Here is a 15,426-nt window from a genome sequence, read left to right on the forward strand (position 1 = left end):
GCGGCTGATCCTTGGCTCATGGGCACCAGTAAATCTCTAATGTAGGTTGCAAAAACGCGCGAATCGGCATGGCAGCAACGTCGTCACTGGCCAGGGCGGCGCTCAAGGTGGTCAATTTCGAACTGCCGGAAATCGACAGCACGGTGTAGTTGGCCGTGGCCAGCAGCGCACGACTCATGGTCAGGCGCTGGTGCGGCACGGTTGGCGCAAGCATCGGCCAGCAACGGCGGGTACCGTCGGCCTGCAACGCTTGGGCAAGGTTCGGGCTGTTGGGAAACAGCGAGGCGGTGTGGCCGTCATCGCCCATGCCCAGCACCAGCACGTCAATTGCCGGCAATTCGGCCAGCAGGCGATCGGCCTGCTCGGCAGCGTCTTCGAGATTGGCGGCGGCGCTGTACAGGCTGAGGAACCTGGCCTTGGCCGCAGGACCTTGCAACAGGTGCTGTTTCAACAGGCCAGCATTGCTGTCGGCATGTTCCACTGGCACCCAGCGCTCGTCGGCGAGGGTGATGGTGACGTTGGACCAGTCCAGGCCTTGCTTGGCCAGGTGCTGGAAAAACGCCACGGGGCTGCGGCCACCGGATACCACCAACGTTGCTTCGCCACGGGCACTGATGGCCGCGCGCAGTTGTTCGGCTACATCCAGGGCCAGGCCTTCGGCCAACAGCACCGGGGTGCGGTACTCGTGGGCCGTTACGCCCTGAGGCAGTTTCAATTCAGATATCGCCATACCACGACCTCCCATCCCGCGTGATCAGTGCAATGGAGCTCATCGGCCCCCAGGACCCCGCCGCATACGGCTTGGGCGCATCACCGGATTTCTTCCACCCGGCGATCAACTGGTCACACCACTTCCAAGCGGCTTCGATTTCATCTTTGCGAACAAACAGGTTCTGATTGCCGCGCATCACTTCCAACAACAAACGCTCGTAGGCATCGGGGATGCGTGCGCTGCGATAGGTGTCGGAAAAATTCAGTTGCAGCGGCCCGCTGCGCAGTTGCATGCCCTTGTCCAGGCCCTGCTCCTTGGTCATCACACGCAAGGAAATCCCTTCGTCCGGCTGCAGGCGGATGATCAGCTTGTTGCTGATCTGCAAGCGCTGCTCGGGGGCGAAGATGTAGTGCGACGGTTCCTTGAAGTGGATAACGATCTGCGACAGCTTTTGCGGCATGCGTTTGCCGGTACGCAGGTAGAACGGCACCCCGGCCCAACGCCAGTTGCGGATATCGGCACGCAGCGCGACGAAAGTCTCCGTGTCGCTCTGGGTGTTGGAGTTGTCTTCTTCCAGGTAACCCGGCACGGCCTTGCCGGCGCTGTAACCGGCGATGTACTGGCCACGTACCACTTGGGTAGTCAGCCCATCCGGGCTGATCGGCGCCAGGGCCTTGAGCACCTTGACCTTCTCATCACGGATGCTGTCGGCAGACAGATCGGCCGGCGGGTCCATGGCGATCAGGCAAAGCAGTTGCAGCAGGTGATTCTGGATCATGTCCCGCAGTTGGCCGGCCTTGTCGAAATAGCCCCAACGGCCTTCGATACCCACCTGCTCGGCCACGGTGATTTCCACGTGGGAGATGTAGTTCTGGTTCCACTGGGTTTCGAACAGGCTGTTGGCGAAACGCAGGGCGATCAGGTTCTGGACGGTCTCTTTGCCCAGGTAGTGGTCGATGCGGTAGGTGCGGTTTTCCGGGAAAAACTGCGCCACGGCGTCGTTGACCTTGCGCGAGGACTCCAGGTCCGAACCGATGGGCTTTTCCAGCACCACACGGGTGTTTTCGGCCAGGCCGACCTTGGACAGGTTCTCGCAGATCGCGCCATACACCGCCGCCGGCGTGGCGAAATAGGCGATCAGGCATTGCTCGGTGCCGGCCAGTTCAGCCAGGGCCACGTAGTCGTCGGCCTTCATGAAGTCGACGTGGACATAGGTCAGGCGCGCCAGGAAACGTTGGGCGATGCTTTCGTCCAATTCCTTGCCGACGTACTTGCGCAGTTCTTTTTCGATATGGGCCAGGTGCTGTTGCTCGGAACCGGCTTCACGGGCCAGGGCCAGGATGCGCGTGTCGTCGTGCAGCAGCCCGGCGCCATCAAGTTGATAGAGGGCAGGAAATAACTTGCGCAGCGCCAGATCACCCAAGGCGCCAAAGAGGGCAAAGGTGCAGGGTTCTACGGTTATCGAAGGCATGATGTTTGTTCTTTTATCAAGTTAAGCTACAAATACCTTTTTTCAAGGCATCACTCAAGGAAAAATGTAGTAATAACCACAACATTTTCCCGAAATACGCATTCCGAGTGGTGGTGTTCAGCTACCCTCAGTAGGATAGGCCACCGCGAAATGCCACTCGTCGATTGGCTACCGCCCTTTATTTGCATCGTCGCCCGAAGGAAAGACTGAATGGACCGCGTGCGAAATCTTCTGGAACAGATCCGGAACCGCCTCGAAGAATTAAACAAGGCCGAGAAAAAAGTCGCCGAGGTCATCCTGCTCAACCCGCAGCAGGCGACCCGCTTCTCTATCGCCGCCCTTGCCCAGGCCGCTTCGGTCAGTGAACCGACGGTCAACCGTTTCTGCCGTTCATTCGGCGTCAGCGGTTACCCTGAACTTAAATTGCAGCTGGCGCAAAGCCTGGCCAGCGGCGCGGCGTATGTCAGCCGCGCAGTGGAAGCCGATGATAACCCCGAGGCCTACACCCAGAAGATCTTTGGCAGCGCCATCGCCTCCCTGGACAGCGCCTGCCAGGCCCTGGACCCGAACCTGATCAGCAAGGCCGTAGACCTGTTGATCCAGGCGCGGCAGATCCACTTCTTCGGCCTGGGCGCCTCGGCGCCGGTGGCCATGGATGCGCTGCACAAATTCTTCCGCTTCAACCTGTCAGTGACCGCCCATGCCGACGTGCTGATGCAACGCATGATCGCCTCGGTGGCGCATACGGGCGAGCTGTTCGTGATTATTTCCTACACCGGGCGTACCCGCGAGTTGGTGGAAGTGGCGCGTATTGCGCGGGAAAACGGTGCGTCAGTACTGGGTGTTACCGCAGAGAACTCACCGCTGGCCAAGGCCAGCACCGTGAGTTTGAACATTCCGCTGCCGGAAGACACCGACATCTACATGCCGATGACCTCGCGGATCATCCAATTGACGGTGCTGGATGTGCTGGCGACCGGCATGACCTTGCGCCGTGGCGTGGATTTCCAGCCGCATTTGCGCAAGATCAAAGAGAGTTTGAATGACAGCCGGTATCCGGTGGGGGATGAGTTTAACTAAGCCAGCATGTGTGTTGGCTTTACTGGCCCTATCGGGGGCAAGTCGAATCGTCGCACCGCCCCTCCCACACTTTGATCTGTGAATACTTTCAAATGTGGGAGGGGGCTTGCCCCCGATAGGGCCATCAGCCACACCGCTAAACCCCAGCCCGAGCCTGCAAACTCAAATGCGCCCTCTCCCCCGGCGCCAAACTGGCCCCGGCCATCGCCGATTCCACACACACAAACCCCGACGCCTCGTTGAAGCTCACGCCCAGCAACGGCCGGCTGCCCGGATGCCAGACCACGGTGTCCGCACTGTCACCCGTGTCGATGCACAGTTCACGCTGCCAAGCATGATCCTTGAGCTGCAATTCACCCTCGTGCTGGAACACCCGCTGACACCCACCGTCCACCCGCAATTCACCTTCCTGCTGGCAAACCTGGCGACTGAGCTGGTCATAACCTTGCGCACCGTCGAGTCCAGACAGCGCTATCTCGTCGACGTGACCAATACGCCAGTAAGCGTGCAAAGCATGGCTCAACTGGCACGGGAGTTCGTCCTGATGCTCGGTGCTCAGGCGCAGTTCCAGGGTGTCGCCCAGGTGCGCGTGCAGGTCGACCTGCCAGTCGCACAGCTGCAATTGCCAGTGCAGACGCACGCCGTCGTCGTCGGTGCTGCTGTCGAGGAGCTTCCAGTCGATCAACCGCGCCCAGCCGTGAGATGGCCATGCGTTTTCGCTCGGATGGCGGCCATACCACGGCCAGCACACCGGCACGCCGCCACGGATGGCGCCGACTTGCGGCCACTTGGCCGCGCACCACAACCAGGGTTTCTGGCCACGGGGTTGGAAATGCAACAGTTGCGCACCCTGGCGGCTGAACACCGCCTGGCACAGCGGGTGGTCAATCACCAACACATCGCGCATCTGAAAGCGCTCCCAGGCGAACACCGGACGCTCGCGCAGGGATTTGAAAAAGCGTTGCAGCGGATGCTCATGCATGTGCCACGGTCCTGAATATCACAGTGCAGCCCAAAAAAAAGCGGATAGCCATGGCTACCCGCAAATGCGCACAGAGAGAAGGAGCTTATCGCAACAGCGTTAGAACGTAGACTGAATTTTCAGGCCAGCCACCAGCGCGTTGTCGACTTTATCCACGCCGCCCGGCTGGACAACGTATTGCAGGTTGGGACGCACGGTCAGCCAGTTGGTGACGTGGAAACCGTAGTTGATTTCGAAGTTGTACTCGGTCTCGCGAATCGGCCGGTACAGCGGGTTGTCGTAGTCGCTCACGCCGTTGGAGGCATTGAGCAGTTCGGCGTCTTTCTTCACGTCATCGTTGACGTGCAGACGCGCAGCACCAATACCGACGTCATCTTTTGGACGCGCATCGAATGGGCCTTTGTACACCAGCATGATCGACTGGTAGTTGTCGACGGTGTTGGTTTCCTTGTCGTGGAACGTGGCATTGGCGGCAATGTTCAGGCCACGGGAAGAGTCACCGTTGTGGCTGGTGAGTTGCTGCTGGGCAACAAACCAGTAGCCTTTTTTGCTGCTGCGGGTACGGTAGTCTGCGCCAGTAGTGGCAGCATCGTTACCGTTGACGTCTTCACGAACGTCGCTGGCGTCAGCGGCGCTCTTGTAGTAACCCACACGGTATTCGCCCGGCAGATTGTTAACCTTCGGCGACCAGACCAATTCCACCGGGATCACAGTGCCTTTGGTGCCGCTGCCACTCAGCTTGAAGCCGTTGCCGTGCTCCAGTTGCGACGGGTTCTGGTTGTACGCGCCGATTTGCGCATACAGCTCAGGCGTGATGTTGTACTTCACGCGGATCGCGGCCTGGCTGACCGGCCAGTTGTACCAGGTGCTGACGTAGTTACCCACTTGCGAGCCGCAGAACGACAGGTTCTGGAAGTCGCATGGGAAGGTGTTGAAGTCTTCGCCTTCACCGAAGTAGCCGAGCTTGACGTCCAACTTGTTGTCGAACATCTGGTGCTGGATCCAGAACTGGGTCAGACGCACCATGTGGCCACGGCCGTAGACTTCCATCGACGAGCTGAGCGTGCCGGCACGCGGGTCGCCAATGCGGTCGTTGGAGATGTTCTGGCCATTACGGTTGGTGAACTGGATCTTGGCCTGGGTGTTGTCCCAGCCCCACAGTTTTTGCAGGTCCAGGGCAACGCCCAGACCGAACTGGTCAGCGTAGCGACCGGTCTTGTCGTTGTTGTAACCACCGTGGGCGTTGTAGCCCATTTCCCCTACGTAGTCGGCCTTGATATCGATACCTTGCTCGATCAGCTTGGTACGCTCGCCGCCCCAATCGCCGGTCATCCATTTGGAATCGGCGCTGAACGCATCGGCCGCCATCGCATTGGCGGACAATACAAGGGCTGCTGCAGCTGACAGTTGGCAGATCAGCCGGGTGTTGTTGTGTTGCTTTTTCATCCCTACATCCTCGTCTTTATTGTTATTAAACTGTTTTTATCTAACGCGGGTTACATTTTTTAACTAAAACAACAACTTATCTCGCTCAGCGACCCTTGAATTGGGCCACGTTATCGGCGTGCCCCTGTGTCGGCACTGAAGTAGCCGTGCCCAGACGCTCACCGGTGTTGGCGTCAAACAGCAGCACCTTGGCCGGATCGAATTGCAGGGTCAGGGTCTCGCCCACCTGAGGTGCCACATCGGGCGCCAGTCGGCAGCAGACTTTGGTGTCGTTGAGTTGCACGAACACCAGGGTGTCCGGCCCGGTCGGCTCGGTGACCTGGACTTCGGCACGAATGCTCGACGCACTGTCGCCCTCGCCCGCCGCCAACAGGATTTGCTCCGGGCGCAGGCCCAGGATCACGTCGCGGTCTTCCAGGCCGGCATCTGTCACGTTCAGCGCCAGCTCACAACGCGCCTGGCCGCTGTCGAGCAGAGCCACCAGGCGACCGTCCTTGCGTTGCAGGCGCAGCGGCACAAAGTTCATCGGCGGCGAGCCGATAAAGCTCGCCACAAACTGGTTGGCCGGGTTGTTGTAAATCTCTTTCGGCGTGCCGAACTGCTGGATGATGCCGTCCTTCATCACCGCCACTTTATCGCCCAGGGTCATGGCTTCGATCTGGTCGTGGGTCACGTAGACCGTGGTGGTCTTGAGGCGCTGGTGCATCAGTTTCATTTCGGTGCGCATCTCGACGCGCAGCTTGGCGTCGAGGTTGGACAGCGGTTCGTCGAACAGATAGATCTTCGGCCGACGCGCCAACGCCCGGCCCATGGCCACGCGCTGCTGCTGGCCGCCGGAGAGTTGGCCCGGCTTGCGGTTGAGCAGGTGTTCGATCTGCAGCAGCTTGGCCACGCGCGCGACTTCGGCGTCGATGTCGGCTTGAGGCATCTTGCGGATCTTCAGGCCGAATTCGATGTTCTCGCGCACGCTCATGGTCGGGTACAGCGCGTAGGACTGAAACACCATGGCGATGTCGCGGTCCTTGGGGCTCATGCCGCTGACGTCTTGATCACCGATCATGATCGCGCCGCCGGTGATGGTCTCAAGGCCGGCGATGCAGTTCATCAGCGTGGATTTACCGCAGCCAGAAGGGCCGACCAGGATCAGGAATTCACCTTCCTTGATCGACAGTTCGATGTTCTTCAAGGTGTCGGGCAGGCCGGCGCCATAGGTCTTGTTTACATTGCGAAGTTCAAGCGTAGCCATGATTACCCCTTGACCGCGCCGGCCGTGAGGCCGCGCACGAAATACTTGCCTGCGATCACATAGACCAGCAGGGTCGGCAGCCCGGCGATCATCGCCGCCGCCATATCCACGTTATATTCCTTGGCCCCGGTGCTGGTGTTGACCAGGTTGTTCAGCGCCACCGTGATGGGCTGGGAGTCGCCACTGGAGAACACCACGCCGAACAGGAAGTCGTTCCAGATCTGGGTGAACTGCCAGATCAGGCAGACCATGATGATCGGTGTCGACATCGGCAGAATGATCTGACGGAAGATGGTGAAGAATCCCGCACCGTCCAGGCGCGCGGCCTTGATCAGCGCGTCCGGAATGCTCACGTAGTAGTTACGGAAGAACAGCGTTGTGAACGCCAGGCCGTAGACCACGTGGATGAACACCAGGCCAGTGGTGGTGCTCGCCAGGCCCATCTTGCCGAGGGTGAAAGACGCCGGCAGCAGCACGGTCTGGAACGGCAGGAAGCAGCCGAACAACAGCAGGCCGAAGAACAGCTGCGAACCACGGAAGCGCCAGAACGACAGCACATAGCCGTTCAATGCGCCGATGGCGGTGGAAATGAGCACGGCGGGAACGGTGATCTTGATCGAGTTCCAGAAGTAACCATCGACGGTGTCCCAGGCCTTGACCCAGCCAATGCCGGTGACCACGGTGGGCCAGCTCAGCAGGTTGCCGTTGGTGATGTCTTCCGGGGTTTTGAAGCTGGTGAGCAGCATCACCACCAGCGGCACCAGATACAGCAGCACCGCAAGGATCAGCACCGCGTAGATCGCAACGCGGCTCAGGCTGATGGCCGGTTTGTTAGCGAGACTAGTCATTACGCTTGGTCCTCAGCTCGGAGTAGAGGTAAGGCACGATGATCGCGAGGATCGCACCGAGCATCAGGATGGCACTGGCAGAGCCCATGCCCATCTGGCCACGGCTGAAGGTGAACGAATACATGAACATCGCCGGCAGGTCGGACGAATAGCCCGGACCACCCGCGGTCATGGCCGCCACCAGGTCGAAGCTCTTGATCGCAATGTGCGCCAGGATCATCACCGCACTGAAAAACACCGGACGCAGGCTGGGCAACACCACGCTCCAGTAGATGCGCGGCAGGCTCGCGCCGTCGATCTGGGCGGCACGGATGATCGATTGATCAACGCCACGCAAACCGGCAAGGAACATTGCCATGATGAAACCGGAGGCTTGCCAGACAGCGGCGATCACCAGGCAATAGACCACACGGTCCGGGTCGATCAGCCAATCGAGACGGAAGCCTTCCCAGCCCCAGTCACGCAGGAGTTTGTCCAGGCCCATGCCCGGGTTGAGCAGCCATTTCCAGGCGGTACCGGTGACGATCATCGAGAGCGCCATCGGGTACAGGTAAATAGTGCGGATGAAGCCTTCGCGACGGATTTTCTGGTCGAGGAAGATCGCCAGGGTCACGCCGATCACCAGGGTGATGCCGATAAACATGCCGCCAAACAGCGCCAGGTTCTTGCTCGCCACCCACCAGCGATCGTTGTCGAATAAACGCTCGTACTGCGCCAGGCCCGCCCACTTGTAGCTCGGCAGGAACGTAGACGTGGTGAACGACAGTACAAACGTCCACAGGATGTAGCCGTAGAAGCCCACCAACACGATGAACATGCTGGGCGCCAGCACCAATTTGGGTAGCCAGCGCTGCAGCGCATCGAACGGCGAGGCTTTGCTGAACACAGCAACAGAACTCATGGGAAAATCCAATACAGGGAAAAAGGACTACAGAAACAGGCCTTGTGAGGGGTCAGGGGTCCCCCTCACAAGGTCAGCTGTTACTTGGCTGACTTGATCGCAGCGCCGAGCTTCTTGGCGGTGTCGGCCGGGTCGGCTTTCGGGTCGTTGATGAAGTTGGTCACGACATCAAAGAACGCACCTTGCACAGCCAGGGTGGTGGCCATGTTATGCGCCATGCTTGGTTGCAGGCCGCCGGACTTGGCGTCTGCCAGGAAGTCCTTGGCGGCAGTCTGGGCGCAGGAGTCGAAGCCGAGCTTGTCCATTTCGTTGAGCATGTCGGTACGAACAGGGATCGAGCCCTTGTTGATGCTGAACACCTTCTGGAAGTTTTCACCCAGCACGACTTTGGCGATGTCCTGCTGACCGGCGGCGGTGCCTTTGTCTTTCTGCTTGAACACTGCCAGGGAGTCGATGTTGTAGGTGAAGGCTTTGTCGGTGCCCGGGAAGGCTACGCACTCGTAATCCTTGCCGGCGACTTTCTTGGCCGCCGTCCATTCGGACTTGGCCCAGTCACCCATGATCTGCATACCGGCCTTGCCGTTGATGACTTTGCCAGCTTCGAGGTTCCAGTCCTGACCTTTGCCGTCGACGTCCATGTAGGTCGCGACTTTCTTCAGCTCGGTGAGGGACTTGACCATTTCCGGGCCAGTCAGCGCAGCGTTGTCCAGGTCGACCAGGGCTTTTTTGTAACCATCGGCACCCATCACCGAAAGCACGACCGCTTCAAACACGGTGCTGTCCTGCCAAGGCTGGCCACCGTGGGCAAGCGGGATGAAGCCTGCGGCCTTGAGCTTGTCGCCGGCTGCGTAGAATTCTTCGAGGGTGGTCGGGTTCTTGGTGATGCCGGCTTTCTTGAAGACTTCCGGGTTGATCCACAGCCAGTTCACACGGTGGATGTTGACCGGTACGGCAACGTAGTCACCGTCGTACTTCACGGTGTCGGAGACTTTCTTGTCGAGCAGAGAATCCCATTTTTCTGCTTTGGCGACGTCTTTGAGCACGTCGGTGTCGAGCAGACCGGTGGACGCCCATTCCTGGATGTCGGGACCTTTGATCTGGGCAACGCCGGGCGGGTTGCCGGCGACCGCGCGGCTTTTCAGCACGGTCATGGCCGTGGCGCCACCGCCACCTGCGACGGCACCGTCTTTCCAGGTGAAGCCGTCTTTCTCAACTTGGGCCTTCAGGACATCTACAGCCGCTTTTTCGCCACCCGAGGTCCACCAATGCACAACTTCAACCGTCCCTTTGGAGTCGGCGGCAAATGCACTGAGGGGAAACAACGAGGCAACGGAAATAGCTACGGCGAGGCGATTAATCGCGTTCATCTGAATACCTTTTCTTGTTGTTATGCATGCAAGTCTAGGGCTTGCGCTGCACGGAGTTTAAACATGGTTTTTTCGAGCGCAGGTAACAAAGGGATGCACAAATGTCACCACTTGGTGACATAGCGCCCAGCACTCAACGCGCTGGTCATGCTCGGCGCCAAGGGCAGTGCAGGCAGCACCACCGCTTGCCAGGCATGGTACAGGTCCGGCTTGCCCCCCCAGATGTTGCTGCTGGGCTGGTTGTGCGGATTGAGTTCGTGGTGCCAACTGCCGTGGATACGGTCGATAAAGTGGGTTTCGCAGAACTCCCAGAAGCGCCGATACCAGGTCTCGTAATGCAGTTCGCCCGTGCGTTTAAGCAAGGCTTGGGCTGCAGCGCTGGCCTCAGCGTGCGTCCAATGCAGGCGTTCGCACACCACCGGCTGGTGGTTCCAATCCAGGGTGTAGACGATGCCGGGGGCGCCATCCACGGCCCAGGCATATTCGCAGGCACTGGCGAACAGGCCCTTGGCGTCGCTCACCAGCCACTCTGGCGTAACAAGCCCGGCTTGCAGGCGAGCGGCTTCCAGGTGCAGCACCAGCCGCGCCCATTCAAAACCGTGGCCGGGAGTGATGCCATAGGGGCGGAAGCCGTCGGCGCGGTTGTCTTCGTTGTAGTTGAGCAGCGGTTGCCAGTGCGGGTCGAAATGCTCGATGACCATGAACTGGTTGCTGGCCGCATGGGTGTGAATCACGCGTTCGACGATCCGCAGTGCACGGTCCAGCCAGCGGGTATCGCCCGTCACATCGGCCAGGGCGAGGAAGGCTTCGGTCGCGTGCATATTGCTGTTGGCGCCGCGATAGGCTTCGACGCCGCTCCAGTCCTGGGCAAAGGATTCGAGCATCACGCCCTCTTCTTCGCTCCAGAAAAACTGGTCGATGATGTGGGTCGCGTCATTGAGCAGGTTTTGTGCACCCGCCGCTCCCGCCACCACGGCCGAGCTGGCCGCCAGGGCGACGAACGCATGCAGGTAGGCGGCCTTGCCGGTGTTGCCATCCTGGGCCTGGGGCGTGGCGAACCAACCGCCGTGCTTGCTATCACGCAAAGGGCCACTGAGGGCCGCGACCCCGTGCTCGACCAGCGCCGCATAGCCCGGCAGACCCATGGCATGGGCCATGGCGAAGCTGTGGGTCATGCGGGCGGTGTTCATGGTTTCGGCGTGGGCATTGGCCGGCAGTAGGCCTTTGTCGTCAAGGTTGCCAAACCCTTCTGGCAGGCGCGACGCCTTGGCAAATGACAGCAGGCGCTGGCCTTCGGCAGCGAGCCAGGCATGGTGGGCAGGCGCGTTAAGCCAACTGCTGGCAGGCAGTGGTTGCATGGTCATGGGTGGCCCTTATTATTTTTTGTGGGATGACCGGAGTCTAAACAAGGGCGGGAGGTGGGCACGTAACGAAGGGGATGGGAAATGTCACCAAGTGGTGACATTGCAAAAGGACAGACGACTCCAGTGGTGAGCGGGCTCACCACAAGGGTCAGTCACCCCGGATGCCAGACGTCATTGGCCCAGCGGGGTGACCTTCGCCGGCGCGTTGAGCTGTTGCTGCAGGTTCTGCACCTGGCTTTGCAACGTAGTGATATTGCGCGTGGTCTGGATGCGGAACACGTCGAACTCTTTGTTGGTCGGCGCATCGCTATTGGCCGGCTGGTTGTCCTGCGCGCTTTTGAGCACCACCAAATCCTGCTCAAGACGCGCGATGGCGGCGCTTGGGTTGCCTTGTTTTTTCAACGCAGCAACGTCGGCGACCAGCTCTTTGATCTCTGTGTCGCGCTTGCCCGCATCACCCTGTGCCGCCTTGAGCGTGGCTACCGCGTCGGTCAGGGCCTGGACCTGGCCTTGCAGCTTGGCGTTGGCGCTCGACAGCTCGGTGGTGCTGGCTGTCATTTGGGCGAGGCGTTTGTCCAGTTCGGTGGCCTGGCCGGCGACGCCGAGCTGCTGCTTGCCCTGCTCCAGCAGTTGGCTTTCCAACTGCTTGATCTGCAGTTTCAATGCTTCGCTGCCGTTGTTCACGCTGGCTTCACTGGCGACGACCTTGCCGGAAATATCCTGCAGGCGCCCCGCCGCTTCTTCGCTGATGCGTGCAAAACTTTCCTGGGTGGCAACCAATTGCTGGCCCATCAGGGATATCTGCTGGAAGCTCCACCAGGCCAGGCCGGCAAAGGCGATCAGCAGCGCGCCGATCAATGCCCACAGCGGGCCGGTGTTGGCGCCCTTGACCTTGACCACTGGCGTGTTGCGCGAACGCACCGAGGTGGCCGGGGAAGGTTCGAAATCGTCGTCATCCCCAGTATCGGCCCGCAGGCTGGGAACGTTGTCGAAGTCGTCTTTAGCATCGTTACGCATGAATCAACCCTGAATCGCTGAAGTGGCTGGAACGCCGAACGACGGGAGTATAAACCGCAGCCCCGTCGCACTGATCGACTCGGAACCGCGAATTCGGTTCCCCATGTGTTGCCTGGTGTGACCTTACTTGAACCCTGGATCCTGGGCCTTCCACCAACCGCAGAACTCGTCGAGGGCGGTCCACAGGCTGACCTTGGGCTCGTAATCCAGATAATGCCTGGCGCGGCTGATGTCGAGGGTGAAATCTTTGTTCATCACTTGCATGCCCAGGCGCGACAACGCGGGTTCCGGCCGCCCAGGCCACATCGCGCAGACGGCCTCGTTCAGCGCCGCCACGCTGTAGGACAAACCATAGGACCGATATCGGCTGACCTGGGGCAATTCCATTTGGCGCATCACGTAGTTCACGACATCCCACACCGGCACGGGCGCGCCGTTGCTGATGTTGTAGGCCCGGCCCAACGCCGAGCCGGGCGCCAGCAAGCTGCTGAGCAGGGCTTCGTTGAGGTTGTGAATGCTGGTGAAGTCGACCTTGTTCAGGCCGTCACCGACGATCGCCAGGCGCTTCTTGCGCTGCATTTTCAACAGGCGCGGGAAGATGCTCATGTCCCCGGCGCCGGTGACGAAACGCGGGCGCAGGGCCAGCACTTCGAGACCGAACTCCTGGGCGCCGAAGACCTTCTGCTCCGCCAGGTATTTGGTCGCGGCGTAGGGATGCTTGAAGCGCTTGGGCACTTGTTCTTCGGTCAGGCCCAAATGATCACGGCCATCAAAATAGATCGACGGCGACGACAGGTGCACAAGGCGCCCGACCCGCTGTTTAAGGCAGGCCTCGACAACGTTTTCGGTGACCAGCACGTTGCCCTGGTGAAAGTCCTGGTAACGCCCCCACAGCCCCACGGCACCGGCGCAGTGCACCACGGCTTCGACATCGCGGCACAGGTCGCGCACCAGGTCGGCGTCATTCAGATCACCCTGGATAAACTCGGCACCGCGCCGTACCAGGTGCTCCACACCCTCGGCGCGCCGCCCGTTGACCCGCACGTCCAGGCCCTGCTCCAGGGCGAAACGCGCAAAGCGCCCGCCGATGAAGCCGCTTGCGCCGGTGACCAGAATCTTCATGTATTACCCCGTGTTCTTTCGTTTTCATCGCTGTTGCCTTGACGACCGCCATCAGTCCAACGGCACCAACCATTGGCCACATGCCTGGGCGAGATGGTCGGTCAGCAGGCCCAACAACTGCCCGCCACTGCGCCAATGATGCCAGTACAACGGTACATCGATGGGCTTATCTGGCAACAACTCCACCAGCACGCCCTTTTCAAGTTGGTCGCGCACCTGCAATTCGGGCACCAGGCCCCAACCAAGCCCGGATTCCGCCAGGCGGATAAAGCCTTCGGAAGATGGGCATAAATGGTGTTCGAAACCGCCGTCCACGCCCAGGGATGCCAGGTAGCGGTGCTGTAGGAAGTCATCCGGGCCAAACACCAGCGCCGGGGTGCGAACCAGTTGATCGGCGCGCACGCCTTGCGGGAAGTGACGAGCAATAAAGGCCGGACTGGCCAGCGCCCGATATCGCATGGCGCCCAGCAACAGGCTGCGGGCTCCGGCCACCGGGCGTTCACTGGCACAGATACACGCCGCCACTTCACCGGCGCGCATGCGTTTGAGGCCGACTGTCTGGTCTTCCACAATCAGATCCAGCAACAAATGCTGTTCGGCGCAGAAGTCACTGACGGCCTCGGCCCACCACGTCGCAAGGCTGTCGGCATTGAGGGCGATGCGCAGGCGTTCGGGCATGCCCTCGTCGTCCAGCGCGGGCACCTGGCTTTGCAGGTCGCGCTCCAGCAACCGCACTTGCTGCACATGGTTAAGCAGGCGCCGCCCGATATCGGTGGGGGTGGGCGGTGATGCGCGCACCAGCACCGGCTGGCCGATACGCGCTTCCAATAACTTGATGCGCTGGGAAATGGCCGATTGCGACAGCCCGAGCACTTGGGCGCCGCGTTCGAAGCCAGCCTGTTCCACCACCGCCGCGAGGGCGGAAAGCAATTTATAGTCGAACATCAGTTTCTCTAATGAGCGATCAGCAATATTGGTTTTTCTTATACAGCCTCGCCCGTGAGAATGACCAGCATTGCTTACCTCTATAAGGAACCTCCCATGGCTGGCGAAACCGCCCTGGCAACCCTGCTGCGCAGCATGAGCCCGCACCTCAATGACGGTGACTACGTGTTCCGCACCCTGCCCGACCACCGGATCCCAACCGGCTACTACCACGATCATCTGTCTGTCGGCCGCGCCGATGCCGAGCGCGCAATGCACGTGCTGCGGCAACTGGCGGCGGACGCGGAGTAAATCCTATGTGGCAAAGCTATCTGAACGGGCTGCTGGTAGCCCTCGGCCTGATTATGGCCATCGGCACCCAGAACGCCTTTGTCCTGGCACAAAGCCTGCGCCGCGAACATCACTTACCCGTGGCGGCATTGTGCGTGGTGTGTGATGCGCTACTGGTTGCCGCCGGAGTGTTCGGCCTGGCCACGGTGCTTGCGCAAAACCCGCTGCTGTTGGCGATTGCGCGCTGGGGCGGCGCGGCATTCCTGTTGTGGTATGGCACTCTGGCACTGCGGCGGGCGTTCTCCACGCAGAGCCTGGAACAAGGCGGCAACCTGAAAGTGCGCTCGTTGCGCGCCGTGTTGCTCAGTGCCTTGGCGGTGACGCTGCTCAACCCCCACGTTTACCTGGACACCGTGCTGCTGATCGGCTCGCTCGGCGCACAACAGACCCAACCTGGCGCCTATGTCGCCGGGGCCGCAAGCGCATCATTCCTGTGGTTCACCACCCTGGCGCTCGGCGCGGCGTGGCTCGCACCCTGGCTTGCACGCCCCGCCACCTGGCGCCTGCTGGACCTGCTGGTGGCGGTGATGATGTTCAGCGTGGCCTACCAATTAATAAGCGCGCCATGAACTTATTCCAAAAGGCTCTGGAACCT

Annotated in this window: 15 protein-coding genes; 3 read left to right on the forward strand and 12 right to left on the reverse strand. The window is 60.4% G+C overall.

Translation table 11 applies throughout. The features are described 5' to 3' along the window. Positions 1–16: 16 nt before the first annotated feature. Together pgl and zwf are read right to left on the reverse strand one after the other, a co-directional pair. A complete protein-coding gene (pgl, locus tag AB3G88_RS21930) occupies positions 17–730 on the reverse strand; it encodes a 6-phosphogluconolactonase (RefSeq protein WP_480451644.1) in 714 nt (237 codons plus the stop codon). Continuing rightward, positions 717–2,183, reverse strand: a complete 1,467-nt coding sequence (gene zwf, locus AB3G88_RS21935; protein ID WP_112196568.1) for a glucose-6-phosphate dehydrogenase — start codon at positions 2,181–2,183, stop codon at positions 717–719. The genes pgl and zwf overlap by 14 nt, the downstream gene beginning before the upstream one ends. A gap of 219 nt (positions 2,184–2,402) precedes the next feature. Between zwf and AB3G88_RS21940 the strand changes: the two genes are divergently transcribed. Then, positions 2,403–3,263 (forward strand): MurR/RpiR family transcriptional regulator, encoded by an 861-nt coding sequence (locus AB3G88_RS21940; protein WP_169851198.1) that lies wholly within the window; start codon positions 2,403–2,405, stop codon positions 3,261–3,263. A gap of 136 nt (positions 3,264–3,399) precedes the next feature. On the opposite strand, the gene AB3G88_RS21945 is transcribed toward AB3G88_RS21940, so the two are convergent. The 10 genes from AB3G88_RS21945 to AB3G88_RS21990 form a co-directional block, all read right to left on the reverse strand. Beyond that, positions 3,400–4,245: a D-hexose-6-phosphate mutarotase gene (locus AB3G88_RS21945; protein WP_099585441.1), complete on the reverse strand. Its 846-nt coding sequence runs from the start codon at positions 4,243–4,245 to the stop codon at positions 3,400–3,402. A 99-nt stretch (positions 4,246–4,344) separates the two neighbouring features. Further along, the gene (locus AB3G88_RS21950) at positions 4,345–5,691 is read right to left on the reverse strand and encodes a carbohydrate porin (RefSeq protein WP_112196569.1); all 1,347 of its coding nucleotides are present in this window, start codon (positions 5,689–5,691) and stop codon (positions 4,345–4,347) included. Between the two features lie 85 nt (positions 5,692–5,776). Beyond that, positions 5,777–6,937: an ABC transporter ATP-binding protein gene (locus AB3G88_RS21955; RefSeq protein ID WP_099585443.1), complete on the reverse strand. Its 1,161-nt coding sequence runs from the start codon at positions 6,935–6,937 to the stop codon at positions 5,777–5,779. A 2-nt stretch (positions 6,938–6,939) separates the two neighbouring features. Then, complete coding sequence (locus tag AB3G88_RS21960) at positions 6,940–7,785, reverse strand: carbohydrate ABC transporter permease (protein ID WP_099585444.1); 846 nt, start codon at positions 7,783–7,785, stop codon at positions 6,940–6,942. Beyond that, positions 7,778–8,686 (reverse strand): carbohydrate ABC transporter permease, encoded by a 909-nt coding sequence (locus AB3G88_RS21965; protein ID WP_003175732.1) that lies wholly within the window; start codon positions 8,684–8,686, stop codon positions 7,778–7,780. The genes AB3G88_RS21960 and AB3G88_RS21965 overlap by 8 nt, the downstream gene beginning before the upstream one ends. Positions 8,687–8,766: 80 nt before the next feature. Continuing rightward, on the reverse strand, positions 8,767–10,053 hold the full coding sequence (locus tag AB3G88_RS21970) for an ABC transporter substrate-binding protein (protein ID WP_099585445.1): 1,287 nt from the start codon (positions 10,051–10,053) through the stop codon (positions 8,767–8,769). 104 nt (positions 10,054–10,157) lie between these two features. Further along, positions 10,158–11,417 carry a D-mannose isomerase gene (locus tag AB3G88_RS21975; protein WP_480451649.1) on the reverse strand — a complete coding sequence of 420 codons (1,260 nt, stop codon included), beginning with the start codon at positions 11,415–11,417 and terminating at the stop codon, positions 10,158–10,160. 171 nt (positions 11,418–11,588) lie between these two features. Then, positions 11,589–12,434, reverse strand: coding sequence for an ATPase (locus AB3G88_RS21980; protein WP_099585447.1), 846 nt, complete (start codon positions 12,432–12,434; stop codon positions 11,589–11,591). Positions 12,435–12,557: 123 nt separating this feature from the next. Then, the gene (locus AB3G88_RS21985) at positions 12,558–13,556 is read right to left on the reverse strand and encodes an NAD-dependent epimerase/dehydratase family protein (protein ID WP_480451651.1); all 999 of its coding nucleotides are present in this window, start codon (positions 13,554–13,556) and stop codon (positions 12,558–12,560) included. A gap of 51 nt (positions 13,557–13,607) precedes the next feature. After that, on the reverse strand, positions 13,608–14,501 hold the full coding sequence (locus AB3G88_RS21990; protein WP_112196573.1) for a LysR family transcriptional regulator ArgP: 894 nt from the start codon (positions 14,499–14,501) through the stop codon (positions 13,608–13,610). Between the two features lie 96 nt (positions 14,502–14,597). On the opposite strand from AB3G88_RS21990, the gene AB3G88_RS21995 reads away from it, so the two are divergent. Both AB3G88_RS21995 and AB3G88_RS22000 read left to right on the forward strand, forming a co-directional pair. Next, positions 14,598–14,792, forward strand: a complete 195-nt coding sequence (locus tag AB3G88_RS21995; protein ID WP_480454465.1) for an ACT domain-containing protein — start codon at positions 14,598–14,600, stop codon at positions 14,790–14,792. Between the two features lie 5 nt (positions 14,793–14,797). Then, complete coding sequence (locus AB3G88_RS22000) at positions 14,798–15,400, forward strand: LysE/ArgO family amino acid transporter (RefSeq protein ID WP_480451654.1); 603 nt, start codon at positions 14,798–14,800, stop codon at positions 15,398–15,400. The last annotated feature ends 26 nt before the right edge of the window (positions 15,401–15,426 follow it).

Source organism: Pseudomonas arvensis, from assembly GCF_056688935.1.